Consider the following 19198-nt stretch of genomic DNA (forward strand, 5'->3'; position numbering starts at 1 on the left):
ACCCTTGCCATTCCAATGCAAAACAATATGTTGTTATATTAATTAATGCAGTTTTAGCAGTTTTACGAAGAAATGATGTAATTGAACAGATCCAAAATTATAATACTAGTAAAAATCTTTTTACAATAAATTCAAAATTTGAAGATGATCAAACAAGTTATTTTATTGTTCCTATGTCTATTTATGGACAAGAATTTAGTCTTGTTTTTAGAGTTAGTGACTTTTATGTTCAAGGGATAATTAATCTTCAACATGGGCAACAAACATATAATTATTTTCAAGATGCATCTATTAGAAGTTTGGATCCACAAGAAAAAATTAATGAAAATGGGTTAATAACAATTGTTCGTGGATCTAACTATAATTTTTTAATGAAAGAAGAAAAGAGAGATATACATTTTAATTGAAGTACAAATATTCTTCCATCTTTTAATAATATTGCAAATGTTAATATTTATGATAACACAGCTATTAGTTCCCAAGATTTTGGGCGTGCTATTGTAGCAACTGCCGAAACATTAGGCTTTAGAGAAGTAAGAGGAATGATTGAAGGTTCCGATGCAGCAACCAATTTAACTTGAAATGACTTTTATCCAATAGTAACTAGTTGAGCAACTTGAACAAAGAATGCAATTGAATGAATAAGCAAATATGGAGACTTAAAAAACTGAGATTTAACAAATCAAATTCTTATTTTAAGTATTCTTATAAGTAAATCCTTAAATAAATGTTCAAAAACAAATTTTACCACCGACGCAATTAATTCTTCAAGTTTGAATAGTGATGTTTGTTCTTTAACTCATGGTTTAATTTCAACTGATATTAATTATCATTTTTCTGAATCTTATGTAGTTTGAAGTAGGGATGACTCAGGTATATATTCAGTATTTAAATGAACTAAATATGCGCATACTTGAGAGGATTTTGTTTATAAATATCCATTTTTTGCAATAAATGGTTTTTTAAAAGCTGAAATAGTAGGAGAATCTGGACGTGTTGTTTCTAATCCTGTAGTATTAACACAAAATATAGGTTTTCCTGGTGGAGTGCAAATGGCTTGTTTTTTTTTTTTTTTTTTATATATATATATATATATATATATATATATATAACAGGTACCAAATATACAGCAATTACATTAACTTTATGATGCGATGATGATAGTATTAAATGACAATGAAAAGCATATTTTAAGGGACGTAATACCAATGGTATAGAATTAAAATTAGATTATATTAAGTTTTATGCAAAATTATAAATTTTATTTATTAATTATTTTAAAATTAGAAAGGAAAATATATTATGAAATTATCTAATAAAATTCCAGTTTTGATTAGTATGTACAGGGTCGGCAATTGCTTAGATAATACTGTTATTGAATTATTTCATGTAATTTTAAAAACTGAATTAGTCAAAAATAAAAAATTTAAAAGTATTGAAGAATTTAAATTAGAATTTGGATAGGTTACAATAACTTGGACCATATTTATGTAGACTGTAAAAAAATAAGCTAAAATTATTAGGAAAGCAGGAATATAAAAATGGCAAAAAACCAGTACACCGATGAATTCAAGAAACAAATCGTAATGTTATATAAAAATGGTAAAAGTAATATTGAAATTGTTAACGAATATAAAATTTCAAAGGCAGTTCTTTATCAATGAGTAAAAAAATTTGAGAATTCTGGTTCTTTTAAAGCTAAAGACAATCGCTCTGTTGAAGAAAATGAACTTATTCAGTTGCGAAAAGAAAACAAACAATTACGAATGGAAAATGATATTTTAAAGCAAGCAGCACTGATAATCGGCAAAAAGTAATATTAATTACTAACAATAAAGACAAATATTCAGTGAGGAAAATGTGTCAAATATTAAAGATAGCAAAATCAAAGTATTATTATCAAATTAATAAGAACACTAAAACTGAAATTAATATTTATGAAAATGAAGTTATCAGTGCATTTAAAGAAAGCTATAAAGTTTATGGTGCTAGAAAAATTAAAATTATTTTAGCAAGAAAGAACATTATTTTATCTCGACGAAAAATTAGAAGAATTATGGCAATAAATAATTTAGTATCAAAATATACTAAATTAAAATATCGCAATCATAAATCTCCTGTAAATAATGATCAAATTAGTAATATTCTAAATCGTGAGTTTAGTAATAAAAGACAAAATGAAGTTATTGTGAGCGATTTAACCTATGTTCAAGTTGGTTCAAAATGACATTATATTTGCTTACTAATTGATTTATTTAACCGTGAAGTAATTGGCTATAGCGCTGGAACAAATAAAACTGCTGAACTAGTTCAGCAGGCATTTTATAAAATAACATGACCACTAAATCAAATTAGGTTGTTTCATACAGATCGTGGTAATGAATTTAAAAATAAAATTATTGAAGAAATTTTATTAACATTTAAGATTAAAAGATCATTAAGTGCAAAAGGTTGCCCTTACGATAACGCAGTAGCTGAAACAACCTATAAAGCTTTTAAAACTGAATTTATTAATGGTCGAAAATTTAAAAATTTAGAACAATTAAAGTTGGAACTATTTAATTTCATTAATTGATACAACAATATTCGAATTCATGGTAGTTTGAATTACTTAACTCCAGTTGAATTTAGAAATCAGAAGTCTACATAAAAAGTGTCCTAAAAAGTGTTGCCATTCCAATAATCAATAATCACATATTTAGGACAAAACCACAAAAATTGTTGCAATTAATAAAAAAAGAATTATAATAAGACCATAAATATTAGAGGAGTAATTAAAAAAATAGTTCAGAGAGTTAATTGGCGATGAGAAATTAATCTATTTATTTAATGAAGGTTACTAATATTTTAACTTGATATTTTAATTAAGATAATAAGTTTGCACTTATTAAAAAAGGATGGTACCGTAATTATTAAATAATAATTGCTCCTATTATTTTGTTAAAATAATAGGAGTTTTTATTTAGATAGGAGATTTAATGGCAAGGGAATTAAACAAAAAATATGATCATAATCTTGTTGAAAAAGGAAAATATCAATTTTGGAAAGATGCCGGATATTTTACCGCAGACGTTAAAAGTAATAAACCAAGTTTTAGTATTGTTATTCCACCGCCAAATGTAACTGGAAAGTTACATTTAGGCCATGCGTGAGATACAACTTTACAGGATTTAATTATTCGTTATAAAAAGTTAATGGGATTTGATACTTTATATTTACCAGGAATGGATCATGCTGGGATTGCAACACAGGCAAAAGTTGAAGAACGGTTACGAATAACAAATAATGTTTTACGTCATGATTTGGGGCGTGAAAAATTCATTGAACAAGTTTGAGAATGAAAAGAAGAATATGCGGAAGTTATTCGTGAACAATGAAGCAAATTGGGTTTAGCGTTAGATTATTCGCGCGAGCAATTTACTTTAAACGATAATTTATCAGCCGCAGTTCAAAAAGTTTTTATTGATTTATATCAGAAAGGATTAATTTATCGTGGGAAGCGAATTATTTCGTGAGATCCAGTCCAAAAAACAGCGTTATCAAATATTGAAGTTTTATACCAAGAACAACAAGGGAAAATGTATTATTTTAAATATTTTTTAGAAAATAGTACTAGTGAATATTTGACAATTGCTACAACGCGTCCAGAAACAATGTTTGCTGATCAATGTGTCGTTGTTAATCCAAATGATGAACGTTATCGTCAATATTGAAATAAAAAAGTTATTAACCCTGCCAATGGTGAATTAATTCCTGTTCTTTGTGATGATTATGTTGATCAGGAATTTGGGACAGGAGCAATGAAATGTACGCCAGCACATGATGCCAATGATTTTGAAATTGCGTTACGTCATAATTTAGCAATGCCAATTTGTATGAATACTGATGGAACAATGAACGAGATGGCAGGAAAATATGTCAATCAGGATCGCTTTGTTGCGCGACAAAATTTAGTAGTTGCTTTAACAAAACAAAATTTAGTAGTTGAAATAAAGGAACACCTTCATCAAGTTGGTTTTTCAGAACGAAGTGGTGCAATTGTTGAACCATATTTATCTGACCAATGATTTGTTAAAATGGATTATTTTGCTAAAAAAATTATTAAATTTCAAGAAACAAATAATCAAATTAAATTTTATCCGCCACGGTTTAATACAGCATTAATTAATTGAATGGAAAAGATTCAAGATTGATGTATTTCACGGCAACTATGATGAGGGCATCAAATCCCAGCATGATATATGAAAAATGACCCTACTAAAATTCATGTTGGATTAACTCCACCAGATAATACAAATAATTGATTACAAGATGAAGATGTCTTAGATACATGATTTTCATCAGCATTATGACCAATGACAACATTAGGGTGAACTTGAGATGAAACATTATTTCAACGTTATTTTCCAACCAGTGTTTTAGTAACCGGTTATGATATTATTTTCTTTTGAGTTTCAAGAATGATGTTTGATGCATTAGAATTTACTAATAAGAAACCTTTTAATGATGTTTTAATTCATGGTTTAATTCGTGATGAAGAAGGCCGTAAAATGAGTAAATCATTAGGAAACGGGATTAATCCAATGGATGTTATTAATGATTATGGTGCTGATGCCTTACGCTACTTTTTAGTTACAAATAGTGCTCCTGGGCAAGATTTACGATATTCGCAAGAAAAAATTAATGGTGCTTGAAATTTTATTAACAAGTTATGAAATGCTGCACGTTATCTTGAAATGAATTTATCAAGTGATTTTAAACCATTAATAAATTTTGATCAAGAAATTAGAAAATTATTAATTAAGCATCAAGAAAATGCGATTGACCAATGAATTTTAACAGAGTTAACAAAAACAATTAACAAAGTTAAAGTTAATATGGAAAGATATGAGTTTGTTTTAGTTGGTAAGGATTTATATGATTTTGTTTGAAATAAGTTTTGTTCATGATATATTGAGTTGACAAAAGTTAATTTACAAAGTGATAATCAAACAATTAGAGCAACAACAATGCAAACATTATTTTATGTTTTAAAACAAATTTTAGTGATGTCACACCCCTTTATTCCATTTGTAACAGAAGAAATTTATCAAAAATTAAATTTAAAAGCATCAATTATGGTAGAAGCATATCCGACAACTAATTTTAATTATGATGTTGAATATTTAAATTTAGTAACAGAAATTATTGCTGCAATACGAGAATTACGTAGTAATTATCAAATTAAAAAGTATCAATTAATTGAAATTTGATTAGATTTAGGAACTGACAAAACGAAAATTAATGCGACGATAATTCCATTAATTAATGATTTTATTGTGAAAATGGTAAATAGTGAAATTAAAGGGATTTTAAAAGAAAAAGATGATCAACAAACATATGTTACAATTCCATTAACAAATATGATTTTAGAAGTAGTTGCTAATGATATTATTTATTTAACAACAGAACAAACAAAAATGACAGTTGAATTAAAACGTTTAGAACAAGAACTTATTCGTAGTAAAAATCTTTTGCATAATCAGGACTTTTTAACAAAAGCAAGTTCAGCAAAAATCCAAATTGAACAAGAAAAATATGCAAAATATTTAGAGCAATATGAACAAGTAAAAGAAAAAGTAAACGATGGCAAAACAAAAAATTAATATTATTGGTGATGGTTTGGCTGGGACTGAAGCAGCTTATCAGTTGGCAAGAAGAGGACTTCAAGTTAACTTATATGAAAGTAAACGGATTAATAAAAACCCTGTTCAAAAACAAGATACTTTTGCTGAATTAGTTTGTTCAAATTCGTTACGAAGTGATAGTTTAACAAATGGTGTTGGCTTATTAAAACAAGAAATGTTAGCTTTTGATTCATTAATTATCAAAGCCGCTTATGCTAGTCGGGTTCCTGCCGGTGGCGCTTTAGCGGTTGACCGTCAACAATTTTCAGATTATATTACAGGTTGTTTAACAAAACATCCTAATATAACCATAATTGATCAAGAAGTTACAAAGATTGATTTAACAGCAATTACCTTAATTGCGTCAGGACCATTAACAACAACAAGTTTACAAAATGAGATTCAACAGTTACTAGGAAGAGAATACTTTTATTTTTATGATGCAGCAGAACCAGTTATTACAAAAGAAAGTATTGATTTTCAGAAGGTTTATTATAAGTCACGCTATGATAAAGGTGAAAGTAAAGATTATATTAATTGTCCCATGACAAAAACAGAATTTGAAATGTGAGTGCAAGAATTAATTACGGCTGAAACAGTTGCTTTGCGTGAATTTGAAAAAGAAATTTATTTTGAAGGATGTATGCCAATCGAAGTGATGGCAAAGCGGGGAGTTAAATCATTATTGTTTGGACCATTAAAACCAGTTGGTTTAGAAAAACCAAATGGCGAACGACCATATGCTGTAATCCAATTACGCCAAGATGATGCAGTTGATACTTTATATAATGTCGTAGGATTTCAAACTAATTTAAAATTTTCAGAACAAAAACGTCTTTTTGCAATGGTTCCGGGATTAGAAAATGCTAATATTGTTCGCTATGGTGTTATTCATAAAAATAATTTTATTAATTCACCAGTGTTATTGAATCAATTTTTACAATTAAAATCACAGCAAAATATTTTTTTTGTTGGTCAGATTACAGGGGTTGAAGGTTACGTTGAATCAGCGGCAACTGGGATTATTAGTGCTCTTAATATTGCGAATTTTTTAAACAACAAAGCAATGTTAACTTTTCCTCCCGAAACAATGATGGGTGCATTAGTTAAGTATATTATTAATGCTTCACCAACTAATTTTCAACCAATGAAAGCTAACTTTGGGATCGTGCCTAGTCTTGAACAGCATTTTAAAGCAAAGGCCGATAAATACTTAGCATATACTGATCGGGCTTTAACAGAATTAGCCAATTTTATTAAAAACAATCGGTTAAATGATGAAATTAACTTTTAATAATTTTAAAAAAGCATAAAATAGAAGTAGAATGATATGAAAAGAAAAGAGGCAGTGAAAAATGAACTTAGAATTAAATGCATTAATTGATGGCGAATTAATAAATAATGGTGATTGGTTAGAAATAATTTCACCAATTGATAATAAACCTTATGGTCGTGTTCCAGCTTTAAAAGAAAAAGAAATTAATAAGGCTTTTCAGACAGCACGACAAGCACAAAAAAAATGAGCAAAATTAACTTTGTTTGAACGAATTATTTACTTACGAAAATGAGCAGAATTATTGTTAATTCATAAAACAGAGTTGGCAAAAATTATGGCTTATGAAGTTGGGAAAAGTTTGAAAGATGGTCAAGTTGAAGTTGAACGAAGTATTGAATATATTGATTATACAATTGAAGAAGCAAAACGAGTTTTTCCAGAAACTTTAACTGGAGATGGTTGAAATGTCAAAAATAAACTTGGAATTTTTTCACGTGTTCCTAAGGGCGTAGTCTTAGCAATTTCACCATTTAATTATCCTGTTAACTTAAGTATTGCTAAAATTGCTCCAAGTTTAATTGTTGGAAATAGTGTGGTTTTTAAACCAGCAACAAATGGCAGTTTAACTGGATTATATATGGCAAAGTTAGCACATGAAGTTGGTTTTCCGAAAGGAGTTATTAATGTTGTAACGGGCCGCGGCCGTGATATTGGGGACTTATTAGTTTTAAATCCAGAAATTGATGTAATTTCTTTTACTGGCTCAGTTGCTGTTGGGAATCACATTCGTAAATTAGGACATGGGAAAGATTTAGTTTTAGAATTAGGTGGAAAAGACCCGGCCTTAGTATTAAAAGATGCTGATTTAACTAAAACAGTGAAAGAAATTATTGGAGGGGCTTATTCTTATTCGGGGCAGCGTTGTACAGCAATTAAGCGTGTTTTAGTTGATGAAGCAATTGCTGATGAATTAGTTGCCTTATTAAAAACAGAAGTCAGTAAGTTAGAGATGGGTTCACCATTAGAAAACAAGGCAATTATTCCAGTAATTGATATTAAGGCTGCTGAATTTGTTCAAGGATTAATTGATGATGCTTTGGCCAAAAAAGCAACTTTAGTTGTTGGAAATCATCGAAAAGATAATTTACTTAGTGCAACTTTAATTGACTATGTTACAGCAGATATGCGATTAGCTTGAGAAGAACCATTCGGACCTGTTTTGCCAATTATTCGTTGTAAAAATGTTGAAGAAATGATTATGCTAGCAAATAAATCAAACTTTAAATTACAAGCATGTATTTTTACTAATGATATTAATATTGCTTTTAAAATTGCTGGTGAATTAGAAACAGGAACTGTTAATATTAATGGTCGAACACAACGTGGCCCTGATTCATTCCCATTTTTAGGAATTCATGATTCAGGACAAGGAGTGCAGGGCATTCGTGAAACTATTAATTCTGTTACTCGTTTTAAAGGTTTAGTAATTAATTACTAAAGTAATTTTAAAGAACCTTTTTTCATTTTATTCTTTTTTTATGATATATTATACTTGTAAAGTAGGGGGAGAATAATATGGAAAAAAAGAGGAACAAATGTCCTTACGCGAAGAAAAAATTGAGCAATCACTAAATGAACTAATGTTAACAGTTCAAGATGTCAATTTAGATCTTAGTGAATTACAAGAACGAGCGAGTTTAAATAATAGTGCCGTTGTTGATGATTATGAAAATATTACCGACCAAATAAAAAATATTGAAAAAGAGATTTGTGAATTAGAATATAAGTTTGATATCACTGAAATTTCGTTATATTTGATATTTTTAGATTTAAAACTATCATTTAATATTTTAAAAAATAAATTAGAAGTAACAAAATATTTAATAGAACTTTTTAAAAGACAGTAATCAATTATTATTGTCTTTTATATTATAGTAGTAATGGGTGGGGAGGATATCTTAAATGAATTTAAAGCAAGAAAAATTTTTATTTACTGATGGAAAGGAACATCTAATTTCTGATTTTCAAAAAGAAAAGGGTTATATCTTTTATTTTTTTCCAAAAGCAGCAACAACGGGTTGTACGTTAGAAACGGTTGCTTATAATCGTTATTATCAAAAATTCTTAACGGCAGGTTATAATGTTATTGGTATTAGCCGGGATAATTTAAAAAAACAAACCAAATTCCAAAAAGATCATGCTGTTGAATTTCCGATGATTTGTGATGTTGATGAGAAACTATGTAAAATGTTTAATGTCTTAAAACAAAAGAAAATGTTTAATAATGTTTATATGGGGATTGAACGTAGTACTTTTTTGTTAAACAATGATTTTGTAATTATTGAAGAATGACGAAAAGTAGCGCCAGTTGAACACATTAAAACCGTTTTATCAAGCGTATTGTAATCAACTAGGTATTATATTTAGGATATATATTAACTAACAATCTCAACAACAGATGATTAGCCCAATTGTAAAAATCTAATTTATTATTAATAGTTAAATTAGATTTTACTTATAAAAATAGAAAGAACAATGAGGAAACATAATGGAAGAAAAATTAATAATGACAAAACGTGAACATAAGTTACGTTATGCTAAACCATGATCTGCAATTTGGTATTTTTGTGGTCCAATGGTTTTAATTATGCTTATTCAAGGGTTATATAATATTATTGATAAAAATATGGCCCAAAATTTTACAAGCTCAGATATTATGAAGCGTTTTAATATTGATGAGCATACAGCAAATAATTTAGTAAATATTACAACTGGTTATACAATGACTGCATTTTATACTTTATTTGCTTTTGCAGCATTATTTGGTGTTGGAGCATCAATTGTCTTTTCAATGGAATATGGGCGACGTAATATTGCTCAAATGCGACGAATTGTTGGGAACATGGTTGGTTTACAAATTGTTTTATCAATTCTTGTTGCCTTAGTATTATTCTTTTTGATGAATGAACATTTTGGAGCATTATTAGTAAAAGTTCAAATGAATGGGGGAATGTCAGGTTTAGCGCAAAGTCGCTATATTACTTTATCGTGAGAATATTCACGAGTGTTCATTTTCTGTGCGCCACTGTTGTTTTTATCATTTGCTTTACCAACTTTTCTTCGAACAGAGGGGAAAGTATTTATTGTTTTAATAATGCAAATTATTTCAATTCCGATTAATGTTTTATTTTCGTTTATTTTTGCAAAATTAGCACATTTGCAAATGTCAGGGGTAATGATGGGAAGTATGATGGCATGGATTTTTAATATTGTATTTTCTGCTTGTGTTATTTTTTTTTCGAAGAATTCATATTGTAAATTTAGTTGAAAGGAAATGTTGTGATCTCGCGAAATTATTAAACGGTCATTTCCAATTGGAATTGGTGCCTTCTTTCTTAATTTTGCTATGGCAATTCAAGTTTTAATCTCAACGATTTTAGTAGTGCATTTGCCAGGTCAAGATGATGTTTTAATTACTGTTAATGGTCAAAAAGTATCGGCAACTTCAGCTGGAATTTATATTTGTCAGTTAGTCTACTCAACCGTTTCGCCGTTTATTGTTATTTTCACTTCAGCTGGTGTTGGTTTGGCTCAAGGGGCAACCGCTATTTGTGCTTATGCTTTTGGGGCAAAAAAATATAAACGAATTGAACGAATTATTTTTAGAGTTGCAATTCTGGAATTAGCATGGTTTACTTTTGTTTTTCTACTAATTTTAGTATTTGCTGATAAAATGATGTTAATTTATAACTTTCCGCAAGAACTCGTTAGCCATTATCGTTGATATACTGTTTTGGCATTTTCAACTTATATTTTTGCATCAGTAACTTATACTTCAATGGCCCTATATTCAGCGATTGGAAAATCAACACAAACTCTAATTTGTTCAATGTTACGTTCATTAATTGTTATGGTTCCATTATCATTTATTGGTTATGGGATTAGTTTATTAACTGGCAACAATATTGATTACTTTATCCTAATTGGATTAAACGATTTAATTTGTGCTTTTATTATTGGTCCAATGTTAATCTCAATTTGACGGAAAAATAAAACAAAATTAATTGATCATCCCGATGATTTTGAACAACAAAATCGTAATAATTTACAAGATAATGTTGTTGATAAAATTTCGTTAGAAAGTGATATTAAATAAAAAATGATTTAATATCACTTTATTTTTTCTAGTAATGTTTTTGAAAATACGATAAAATTAATAGTAAAGGAATTTACAGAAGGGAACAGCTGTTAATGAACAATAATGTTTTTTCAAAAAATGAGATTAAGTTGCGTTATGATAATTTATGAAAAATAATTTTTGTTTTTTCATTGCCAACTGTTTTTGTGATGGCAATCTCAGCTTCCTATCCGATTTTAGATAAACTAATTGCTTTAACGTTTGTAACTCCTAATGTTTTTCATTATCAACCATATTTAGATTGATATAAAGAAAATATTAACAACAATAATGGCGTTTTAACTTATGAAGGGGCAAAGATTTTTGTTAATTTAGCAACCCATTTTTCAGGTCAAATTTATAACCTCCTTCTATCTTTTGCTGTTTTAATTGCAATTGGAACATCAATTACTTTTGCAATTAAGTATGGACAAAATAATAAACAACAAACGCAATCTTTAGCGGGAAATGCCTTAACAATTACAATTTTATTTTCAATTGTTGCGGTATTTTTTGTCTTCTGTTTAGTCTTTCCTAAATGAGATAATATTATGATTTTTATTCAATTAAGTAAAAAAGGGTCATGAATTACACAAGATTTGACTTGACGTTATGTCTTTCCAATGTTACTAGCAAGCCCTTTAATGTTTGTTAGTTATTTACTATTAACTTTATTACGTACTGATGGGAAGGGACGGATTGCAGTTTATATTACGATTGGATCGATTTTAGTTAATGTTTGTTCTTCAATTATATTAGTTAAGTATGCTAATTTGTTGTTAGAAGGAACAGTCTTTGATACTATTATTTCATGAATTTTTATTATTGTTGTTTCACTAATTTGTATTTATTGAAACAACGATCCATATTTACGATTTTATTGAAAAGACTTGTTTTATTTTCGAAAATCAACTGTAAAAGAAATTTTTCGATTAGGATTTTCATCATTTATTAATAATTTAGGTATTGTTTTGGTTTCTATTTTATCATCAACAATTATGTCATATTTGCCGGGACAATTTGATGAAAAACAAAGAAGTGGTTTATCAGCCTTCCAGTTATTTAATAGTGCAATGACGCCATGAGTTGCTTTTTTTACAGCAATTGCGTTAGGGATTGCGCAAGGAATTAAAACAATTATTGGATATAATTATGGGGCAAAGAAATACTTGCGGATGTACCAAACCTGTTGATATGGATTAATTATCATTGGAAGTTGATTGTTTTTTGTGCTTTTATTATTTATTGGTATTGGACCACAATTATTAATGACTTTTGCTTTTCCATCATCGCTAGTTGAGCAATATCGGTGAACATCAGTGTTAATGCTAATGAGTTATCCGTGTGCTGCTATTTCTTTTATGGGTGTTTCGTTATTTCAGGGGATGAATAATGCTCGAAAGGCAGCATTATGTTCTGCGTTCCGAACGCTTATTGTATTGCCAATTTTGATGTTAGTGGGAGCCTTTATTGTTCGTGGTTTAGCTGATGGAACAACAAAAAATAATATTTATTATTTCCTTATGTTGGGTTTTAATGACTTAATTTCGGGGTGTATTGTGGGTATTATTTTATATGTATTCTGGCATAAAAACCGTCATAGTATTTTTAATGAAGTAAATAAAAGGGATCAAGAATATTTACGAAATAAAACCCGTCAAGATAAAAATAAAATATAATAATTATATACTTTTCTTTTATTTTTGACAATAATTTTATTTATTTTTTTGCAAATTTATAGTATAATATACTTATCAAACAAAGTGGGTATATTAAAGTGGGGGGTATCACATGAATAATAGTGGAATAAAAACTACTGAAGAAACAGACAATCATTCGATTTCTTTTTGTCCTAACAATAGTACACCTAGTGATAGTTTATTTAATCAAATACCTCCGTTAACACCATTGTCAAAGCCAATTAAGGTTCCATTAGACAAAGATGGTTTTAAATCGGGGCCTAATCCGGCTTTTAATCCATCATATATTTCACAATCATTAGGAATTAATGGAACAACATTGCAAGCACAATATAACAAACCAATTTATCAACCAATCATATATCAACCATATGTAATGCCAGTTGTGAATAATAATCCTAATTTGGGAATGAATCAGTATGGAATGATGCCACAATATCCGGGGATGATGGGGTATTCACAAGTACCGCAATTTCCAGGGATGATGTGATATCCACAAGTACCGCAATTTTCAGGAATGATAATGGGATATCCGCCATTGGCAGGACCAGATTTAACACAGCAATATCCACCAATGCCACAACAAACGCCTCAGGAAGCTAATCATTCAGGAGTAGGAAAACAAGGGCACGATGATGGTTCTCATTTCGCAATTATGAATCCAGATTTAATGAAGCAACATCATAAAAACAGCGGTGATTTTGGTGGTTTCGATGACGATTTTGATGATGATATTGCACCATTTTCAAAAAATAACAATAATGACTTTGGTTCAGCTCCAGGTTTTAATACTGAAAATAATTTCGGACAATTAAATCCAAATTTTGGGTCAACAAATGATTTTAATGATCAAGGACAAAGTTTTGGACCAACGCCAGACTTTAATGCTGCGCCTAGTTTTAATTCGCCATCTGATTTTAATCCAACCTCAGAATTTAATCCAAATAATGCGGTCTTGGGGAAAATTGATCCAGTTAAAATGCCGTTTGCACAAGGTAATAATCTTAATCAAACAATGAATAATTCAAATCTTGAGGGATATGAAGAAGATTCACAAAAACGAAGATTACCAATATGAGCAATAGTGTTAATTGTTATCTTGACTATTTTAATTGTTGCAGTAGTAGCAATTGTTATGTTGTACTTTAACTTAGAAGCAGTTCACGATTTAATTAATGGTTGATTTGGACTTGATGTTCCGTTTGACCCCTGATTTTAAAAAAACATAAAAACAAGGAATTACTCCTTGTTTTTATGTTTTTTATTATTAAATTGGAACATATTACACATAGTAAAGACTATTTAAAACCATATAATTTAATGATTGACTTTAATTGTATTCCAATTGATTATGTTATTATTTTAAAATAATACAATGTAGGAAGGAAATAAATGAAATGTGTAAAGTAAAGATGCAAGTAGGATTTTTAACCCTTATTAATCCAATAGTATATCTTTTATTAAAAATTGCAATACTTTTTTGAAAAAAATAATTTTTTTAAATTATGTAGTTATTTCAGCACCACGAAAAATGATTTTTGTTAAAAATCTAAAATTAAAAGTTAAACTATTAAATATTTTGTAAAAATACCTCTTTGGAGGATAATCAGCCTAAGCTCGGTCGTGGTTTTTCATTAATAATTTTCATAATTTTATTAATTTCTTTTTGAGTAATATTGTTAAAATCTGTTCCTTTTGGTAAATATTCTCTAATATCTCTATTCATTCTTTCAACTTTGGGTTTTGGAATGGCAAGGGTTTTTTGGACAAATTTTATATAGAGTAAAGATTTTTATATTGGATTGGTGATAAATAATTTAATTTGCTATGAATACGAGTATTATTATATCAATTAACATAATCAAATAATTCTAATTTAAATTCTTCAATACTTTTAAATTTTTTATTTTTGACTAATTCAGTTTTTAAAATTTTATAAGTAGATTCAGCTACTGCATTGTCATAAGGATATCCAGGTTTACTATAAGATTTTTGTACATTGTTCTTAGTCAAAAGTTTATAAATAGTACTATTGTTAAATTCACTTCCTTGGTCAGTATGAAATATTTTAATATTTTCTAAAGAAAAATTAAGTTTGTTAAAAGTACTCTCAACTAATTTTGCATCTTTATGAGAACTAATATCATAGCTAATAATTTCACGATTAAACAAATCAATCAATAAACATACATAATATCATTGATTATTAATTCAAACATAAGTTAAATCACTGACAACAACTTCATGTAATTTATAATTATCAAAATCTTGATTTAACAAATTATTATATTTGTAAGTGATATCTTTGTTAGACCGCGTAAAGTTATCGTTTGGTATAAAATTTTCAAAAAATAAGAAAAAGATAGATATAAAATTCTATCTTTTTTAATTAGGTTAAAATTGTCGTTAACCTTGCTTAGTTTAAAAAAATAACAGCAAAACCAACTAAATAAAACTCCCCTACTTGGAATGTCGTAAAACCAAGCAAGCGAGGATAAACAATACAGCAGGGGTGGCCGTACCGCTACGACATAATGGAGGCAATTCTTTTAGGCAATATAAAAGAGTTATCGTGGTTTGGGGATAAATCTTTAACCTGCAATGGTTAAAGAGTAAGTGTTCCACAATAAAAAAATTTTAGAAATCTTACTATTTATAAGGAGGATTTGAAAGTGTGTTTAAAAGAACTCTGTTGAAAAGAGTTAAAAATTAAATTAGCAAATAAGACAGTATTAATTAATAAATGTCAGTGTTATATTAATGAGTACTTTACAAAATTAACCAAAAATAAAAAAGGTGATTGATATTGTAAAAAGTATACTCGACATTGTTTAGCAAGATTAGAATTTATTAACAAACAAAAAATAAGTTATAATCTTTGATTTTTGACTTTACAATGCAAAAATAACCATCAAATTATTAAAAAATTAATTTTTAAGAAAAATAAATGATGAATTATTAATATTAAAAATTAGAAAGGAGAAATTATATGGTTGAAAATAATATCAAAAATACAATTAGCGATTTAATTAACGAAATTAAAACAACAACAGAAAACAATTTAAGCAATTTAGAACAAATTATGGAAGCTTTAATTGATAAAGTTAATAATATTGAAAATATTTTAAATCAAATACGATAAAAAAATTAAACCAACTATTTATTAAAATTAGTTGGTTTTTTATTTTTGATAAATAAAAAATAAAGGAGATAAAAATAATGAGGAAAATTTGTCCTAAATGTAGATCAAAAATAGATGGTGATAATAAACATTTATGATGCACAAATGTTTATTGTATTTTTGCAAAAAACCCATATATTTTTAAAAAGAAAAAATAGATAAATATGTTTGTTTGTGACTCTTATTTTATTTTGTTTTTTATTTAAGTTTTTAGATGATCGATTAGTTATTTAAAATGTTGTGAAATATTAGAAAATTTGGCGAAAATTTAATATGTTTGATAAAAAGCAATATAAAGAATGAATCATATTATCTAAATATTTAAGTTGAGATGAAATATTTAGATATTTTAAAAGAGTTTATGATTATAAAAATGAAGAACAATTAAATCAAACACTTAATAATTATTTAAACAATTTACCAATTAAGGATATTAAAGAATATGAAAGAGAGATTTTAAATGTAAATGTGATAGAAGACAACAATGTTTATGTGGTGATTGATTTTAAAAAGGAGGAAGAAAATGAATATAACAGAATCAATTAAATTTAACAAACTACAAGAAGAAAACGAAAAACTTAAAAAAGAACTTGCTAAAAAAGATAAAGAACATAAAAAACAATTTAAAAGAATGTATGACCAATTTCAACAAGATAAAGAATTTGAAATTAATCAGTATAAATTTGAAACTAAACAACATCAATTATTTAAAGAAGATTTTTATTTACTTTGTGAAGAAGATGGAATTACTTATGATTGAGAAAGTTTACAAACTGATGAAATAACAATTGAAATGCACTTAGAATATTGTGAAAGCAATAATCATAAATATTGTCTAATTAAAGATATTAATGATTTACCAAGTAAGTTAGAAAGCAAAGTAGAAGAATAATGGTATTTGAAACAAAAAAAGTTTTTGCTGATATGCAAACAAAAGATAATTTTATTAAAACTATTGAAATTATGAAAGAAGATAGTTTACAAAAAGTTTTACAACAAAATATGAGTATTGGTTTAGGAAATGCTAATTTTGTAGTGTCTCCGAAAGGTTTATTAACAGTTGATATGGAAATTGTTGATTGTGATTGTTATTATCAATCTCACATAGAATTACAACATTCCGAAATAGAACACCATTACAAATTAATCTTTGATGGTTTCCATAGAGTAAAAGTAAAAGATTTAAAAAGATGAATACTTGACACAACAATTCCAAAAGATTTTCCAAGTTGATTATTTAAAGAATTAGGATGGATGCTAGAAAATAAATATTGATTATTTGATAAATCTTTAAAAGATCAAGAATATTGTATTATCTTTTTTGTAAATAAAGAAGAAACATTTAAAGCTAATGGATGGGAGGGCAAATAATGAAAAAAACATTGCAAAATATAATTAAAGATTTAACAAATATTACTATTGAAAAAGAACAAATTAAAGCATATTTAGAAAAAGAAAGTTTAAAGAATTAAAAGAAAAATCGTGAAATGAAATTATAGAAAATTATGTTGAAGATAAATTTGGTTATACAATGGTAAATCATTTATCTGATATTAATTGAAAAAAAGAGCCAGACAAAAATATAGAACCACTTCGTTAAGAAGTGGTTCTATGGTTTAATTAATTATTTTTAAACTACTATTGGATATTAATTTTAGGAAAAATAAAATTAAAAGCAAAAAAAGCGAGGTGATTATCATAAAAAAAGATTATTCAAAACCCAAAGCAAGATTAAATGGAAATATAATTATTGACTGTATTAGATGTGAACAAGAGTTCACTATTTTAAATTCAGAATGATTAACGATGAATAAATTTTATAAATGCCAAAAATGTAAAAAAAATAAAGTGAAGTAATTAAATATGATAAAAAAAATTTATTTAAACCAAAATTTAATTTCACAAGAAATAAATAATAAAACACATATTTTAATAAACAAACAAAAAGATTGTGTTGTTTTGGATAAAAATTGTTTAGGTTTATCAAGTTATCAAAATTATTTTAGTTTAAAAATTGATGAAAATAAAAAATATGTAGTCAATAGTAGCATTAATAATAAAAGTGGTAATATTGTGGGAAAAAATTTAATTTTATCTTTTGAAAAATTAAAACAAGAAAACAAAAAACAGTTTAATTCGCAAAACAAAAATGATGCTAATAATGATTTATTAAATAAATATGATAATTATTATAAAAATAATAAAATACAACAACAAAAATTAACATCAGAAGAATTAAAACAATTAATAGAAGATTTAGAAAATATTGATAATCCCAATTATTGAGATAATGGTTTTTATTTAGGATACAACAAATATGAAAAAAATAATTAGTTTGTTATCAATATTTTTGTTATCGTGTACAAACACAGTGAATTTGATTAGTTGTGGTAATATTGCAAATAACAAACCACACTTACCACCAGCCAAACCAAAAGAACCACTAATCAAAGATGTTTTTTACTATGAAAAATTAAAACAAGAAATTACAGCAGAAATTAAAGAATATGATGAAGTAATTAAAGAAATTGAAAATAGTAAAAATGATTATGAAAATGAAGAAGAATATCAAACAGAACTAAAACAAACGCAAGCAGAAAAATTTATTAAAATGTCTGAACTAAATAATTGCGAATATCAAATTTTACTATGTCAAAAAGAAAATGATTTTACAGACGAACAAAAACAACAAGTAATTAAGTTGTTAGAAAAACAAATAAACAACTTAAATAGTGCTTTAAATTTATTAAGCGAAATTAAAAATAGTGATTTTGACCAGAAAGATCTAGAAAAAATAAATACAAAAATTAAAAAGATAAAAACAATTTTAGACGAAATTATAAATAATTAAGAAAGGAATGATTTAATGTGAAAAAACTTTTTAAAGAAATTAATAAATTAAGATTATTTTTTAATTGCTTATCAATTATAATGTGTGTTTTAACAACTACATTTTTAATTTTGTGTAGAGAATGAATAAATGATGGTTTGGGTTTTGTTGCATATGTTATGTTTTGTATTTTTGATATTATTTTTAGTTTAACACTTATATGAAATATTAGTTGTTCAATCTGAGAACTAATTGAAAATAAAAAAGAAAAACAACATAAATAATTAAAATAACACAAAACAAGATAATTAATATCTTGTTTTTTAGAAAGAGGTGCAGAAATGATTAATTGCCCATTTTGTAAATAT

Annotated in this window: 20 protein-coding genes and 1 pseudogene; 19 read left to right on the forward strand and 2 right to left on the reverse strand. The window is 27.0% G+C overall.

Going from position 1 to position 19198, the window contains the following annotated elements; all coding sequences use genetic code 4:
* The first annotated feature begins 173 nt into the window (after positions 1-173).
* The 11 genes from ACOBWH_RS03025 (at position 174) to ACOBWH_RS03075 (ending at position 14038) form a co-directional block, all read left to right on the forward strand.
* Positions 174-1112: a hypothetical protein gene (locus ACOBWH_RS03025; protein ID WP_424526995.1), complete on the forward strand. Its 939-nt coding sequence runs from the start codon at positions 174-176 to the stop codon at positions 1110-1112.
* 190 nt (positions 1113-1302) lie between these two features.
* Entirely contained in the window at positions 1303-1464 is a 162-nt protein-coding gene (locus ACOBWH_RS03030) for a hypothetical protein (RefSeq protein WP_424526997.1), read from the forward strand.
* Positions 1465-1541: 77 nt separating this feature from the next.
* Positions 1542-2650 (forward strand): IS3 family transposase gene (locus tag ACOBWH_RS03035; RefSeq protein WP_424526998.1). Its coding sequence is split into 2 segments (ribosomal slippage): positions 1542-1782 and positions 1782-2650, totalling 1110 coding nucleotides; the frame shifts between segments, so codons are not numbered across the junction.
* A gap of 328 nt (positions 2651-2978) precedes the next feature.
* Positions 2979-5645, forward strand: coding sequence for a valine--tRNA ligase (locus ACOBWH_RS03040; RefSeq protein WP_424527000.1), 2667 nt, complete (start codon positions 2979-2981; stop codon positions 5643-5645).
* Positions 5626-6960, forward strand: a complete 1335-nt coding sequence (gene trmFO, locus ACOBWH_RS03045) for a methylenetetrahydrofolate--tRNA-(uracil(54)-C(5))-methyltransferase (FADH(2)-oxidizing) TrmFO (protein ID WP_424527002.1) — start codon at positions 5626-5628, stop codon at positions 6958-6960. Before ACOBWH_RS03040 ends, trmFO begins: the two co-directional genes overlap by 20 nt.
* A gap of 61 nt (positions 6961-7021) precedes the next feature.
* Entirely contained in the window at positions 7022-8440 is a 1419-nt protein-coding gene (locus ACOBWH_RS03050; RefSeq protein WP_424527004.1) for an NADP-dependent glyceraldehyde-3-phosphate dehydrogenase, read from the forward strand.
* A gap of 97 nt (positions 8441-8537) precedes the next feature.
* A complete protein-coding gene (locus tag ACOBWH_RS03055; RefSeq protein WP_424527006.1) occupies positions 8538-8849 on the forward strand; it encodes a hypothetical protein in 312 nt (103 codons plus the stop codon).
* A gap of 55 nt (positions 8850-8904) precedes the next feature.
* Positions 8905-9348: a peroxiredoxin gene (locus ACOBWH_RS03060; RefSeq protein WP_424527008.1), complete on the forward strand. Its 444-nt coding sequence runs from the start codon at positions 8905-8907 to the stop codon at positions 9346-9348.
* A gap of 142 nt (positions 9349-9490) precedes the next feature.
* Positions 9491-11098, forward strand: a complete 1608-nt coding sequence (locus tag ACOBWH_RS03065) for an MATE family efflux transporter (protein WP_424527010.1) — start codon at positions 9491-9493, stop codon at positions 11096-11098.
* Positions 11099-11193: 95 nt separating this feature from the next.
* Positions 11194-12798 (forward strand): MATE family efflux transporter, encoded by a 1605-nt coding sequence (locus ACOBWH_RS03070; RefSeq protein ID WP_424527012.1) that lies wholly within the window; start codon positions 11194-11196, stop codon positions 12796-12798.
* A 112-nt stretch (positions 12799-12910) separates the two neighbouring features.
* On the forward strand, positions 12911-14038 hold the full coding sequence (locus ACOBWH_RS03075) for a hypothetical protein (RefSeq protein ID WP_424527014.1): 1128 nt from the start codon (positions 12911-12913) through the stop codon (positions 14036-14038).
* 351 nt (positions 14039-14389) lie between these two features.
* Here the strand turns inward: ACOBWH_RS03075 and ACOBWH_RS03080 are convergent.
* Both ACOBWH_RS03080 and ACOBWH_RS03085 read right to left on the reverse strand, forming a co-directional pair.
* Positions 14390-14563 (reverse strand): annotated as a pseudogene (locus ACOBWH_RS03080) (IS30 family transposase); the annotation flags it as partial.
* A gap of 29 nt (positions 14564-14592) precedes the next feature.
* On the reverse strand, positions 14593-15099 hold the full coding sequence (locus ACOBWH_RS03085; protein ID WP_424527016.1) for an IS3 family transposase: 507 nt from the start codon (positions 15097-15099) through the stop codon (positions 14593-14595).
* A 392-nt stretch (positions 15100-15491) separates the two neighbouring features.
* On the opposite strand from ACOBWH_RS03085, the gene ACOBWH_RS03090 reads away from it, so the two are divergent.
* From ACOBWH_RS03090 to ACOBWH_RS03125, 8 genes are all read left to right on the forward strand, one after another.
* Positions 15492-15794 carry a hypothetical protein gene (locus tag ACOBWH_RS03090; RefSeq protein WP_424527018.1) on the forward strand — a complete coding sequence of 101 codons (303 nt, stop codon included), beginning with the start codon at positions 15492-15494 and terminating at the stop codon, positions 15792-15794.
* A gap of 14 nt (positions 15795-15808) precedes the next feature.
* On the forward strand, positions 15809-15961 hold the full coding sequence (locus tag ACOBWH_RS03095) for a hypothetical protein (RefSeq protein WP_158500808.1): 153 nt from the start codon (positions 15809-15811) through the stop codon (positions 15959-15961).
* A 312-nt stretch (positions 15962-16273) separates the two neighbouring features.
* The gene (locus ACOBWH_RS03100; protein WP_424527020.1) at positions 16274-16546 is read left to right on the forward strand and encodes a hypothetical protein; all 273 of its coding nucleotides are present in this window, start codon (positions 16274-16276) and stop codon (positions 16544-16546) included.
* Positions 16524-16892, forward strand: coding sequence for a hypothetical protein (locus ACOBWH_RS03105; RefSeq protein ID WP_424527022.1), 369 nt, complete (start codon positions 16524-16526; stop codon positions 16890-16892). Before ACOBWH_RS03100 ends, ACOBWH_RS03105 begins: the two co-directional genes overlap by 23 nt.
* Complete coding sequence (locus ACOBWH_RS03110) at positions 16892-17371, forward strand: hypothetical protein (RefSeq protein ID WP_424527024.1); 480 nt, start codon at positions 16892-16894, stop codon at positions 17369-17371. The genes ACOBWH_RS03105 and ACOBWH_RS03110 overlap by 1 nt, the downstream gene beginning before the upstream one ends.
* Before the next feature lie 492 nt (positions 17372-17863).
* Positions 17864-18334, forward strand: coding sequence for a hypothetical protein (locus ACOBWH_RS03115; RefSeq protein WP_424527026.1), 471 nt, complete (start codon positions 17864-17866; stop codon positions 18332-18334).
* On the forward strand, positions 18318-18851 hold the full coding sequence (locus ACOBWH_RS03120) for a hypothetical protein (protein ID WP_424527028.1): 534 nt from the start codon (positions 18318-18320) through the stop codon (positions 18849-18851). The genes ACOBWH_RS03115 and ACOBWH_RS03120 overlap by 17 nt, the downstream gene beginning before the upstream one ends.
* Positions 18852-18868: 17 nt before the next feature.
* On the forward strand, positions 18869-19114 hold the full coding sequence (locus tag ACOBWH_RS03125; RefSeq protein WP_424527030.1) for a hypothetical protein: 246 nt from the start codon (positions 18869-18871) through the stop codon (positions 19112-19114).
* Positions 19115-19198 lie beyond the last annotated feature (84 nt).

Origin of the sequence: Spiroplasma endosymbiont of Glossina fuscipes fuscipes (assembly GCF_049669535.1) — a bacterium.
Taxonomy (GTDB): Bacteria; Bacillota_I; Bacilli_A; order Mycoplasmatales; family Mycoplasmataceae; genus Spiroplasma.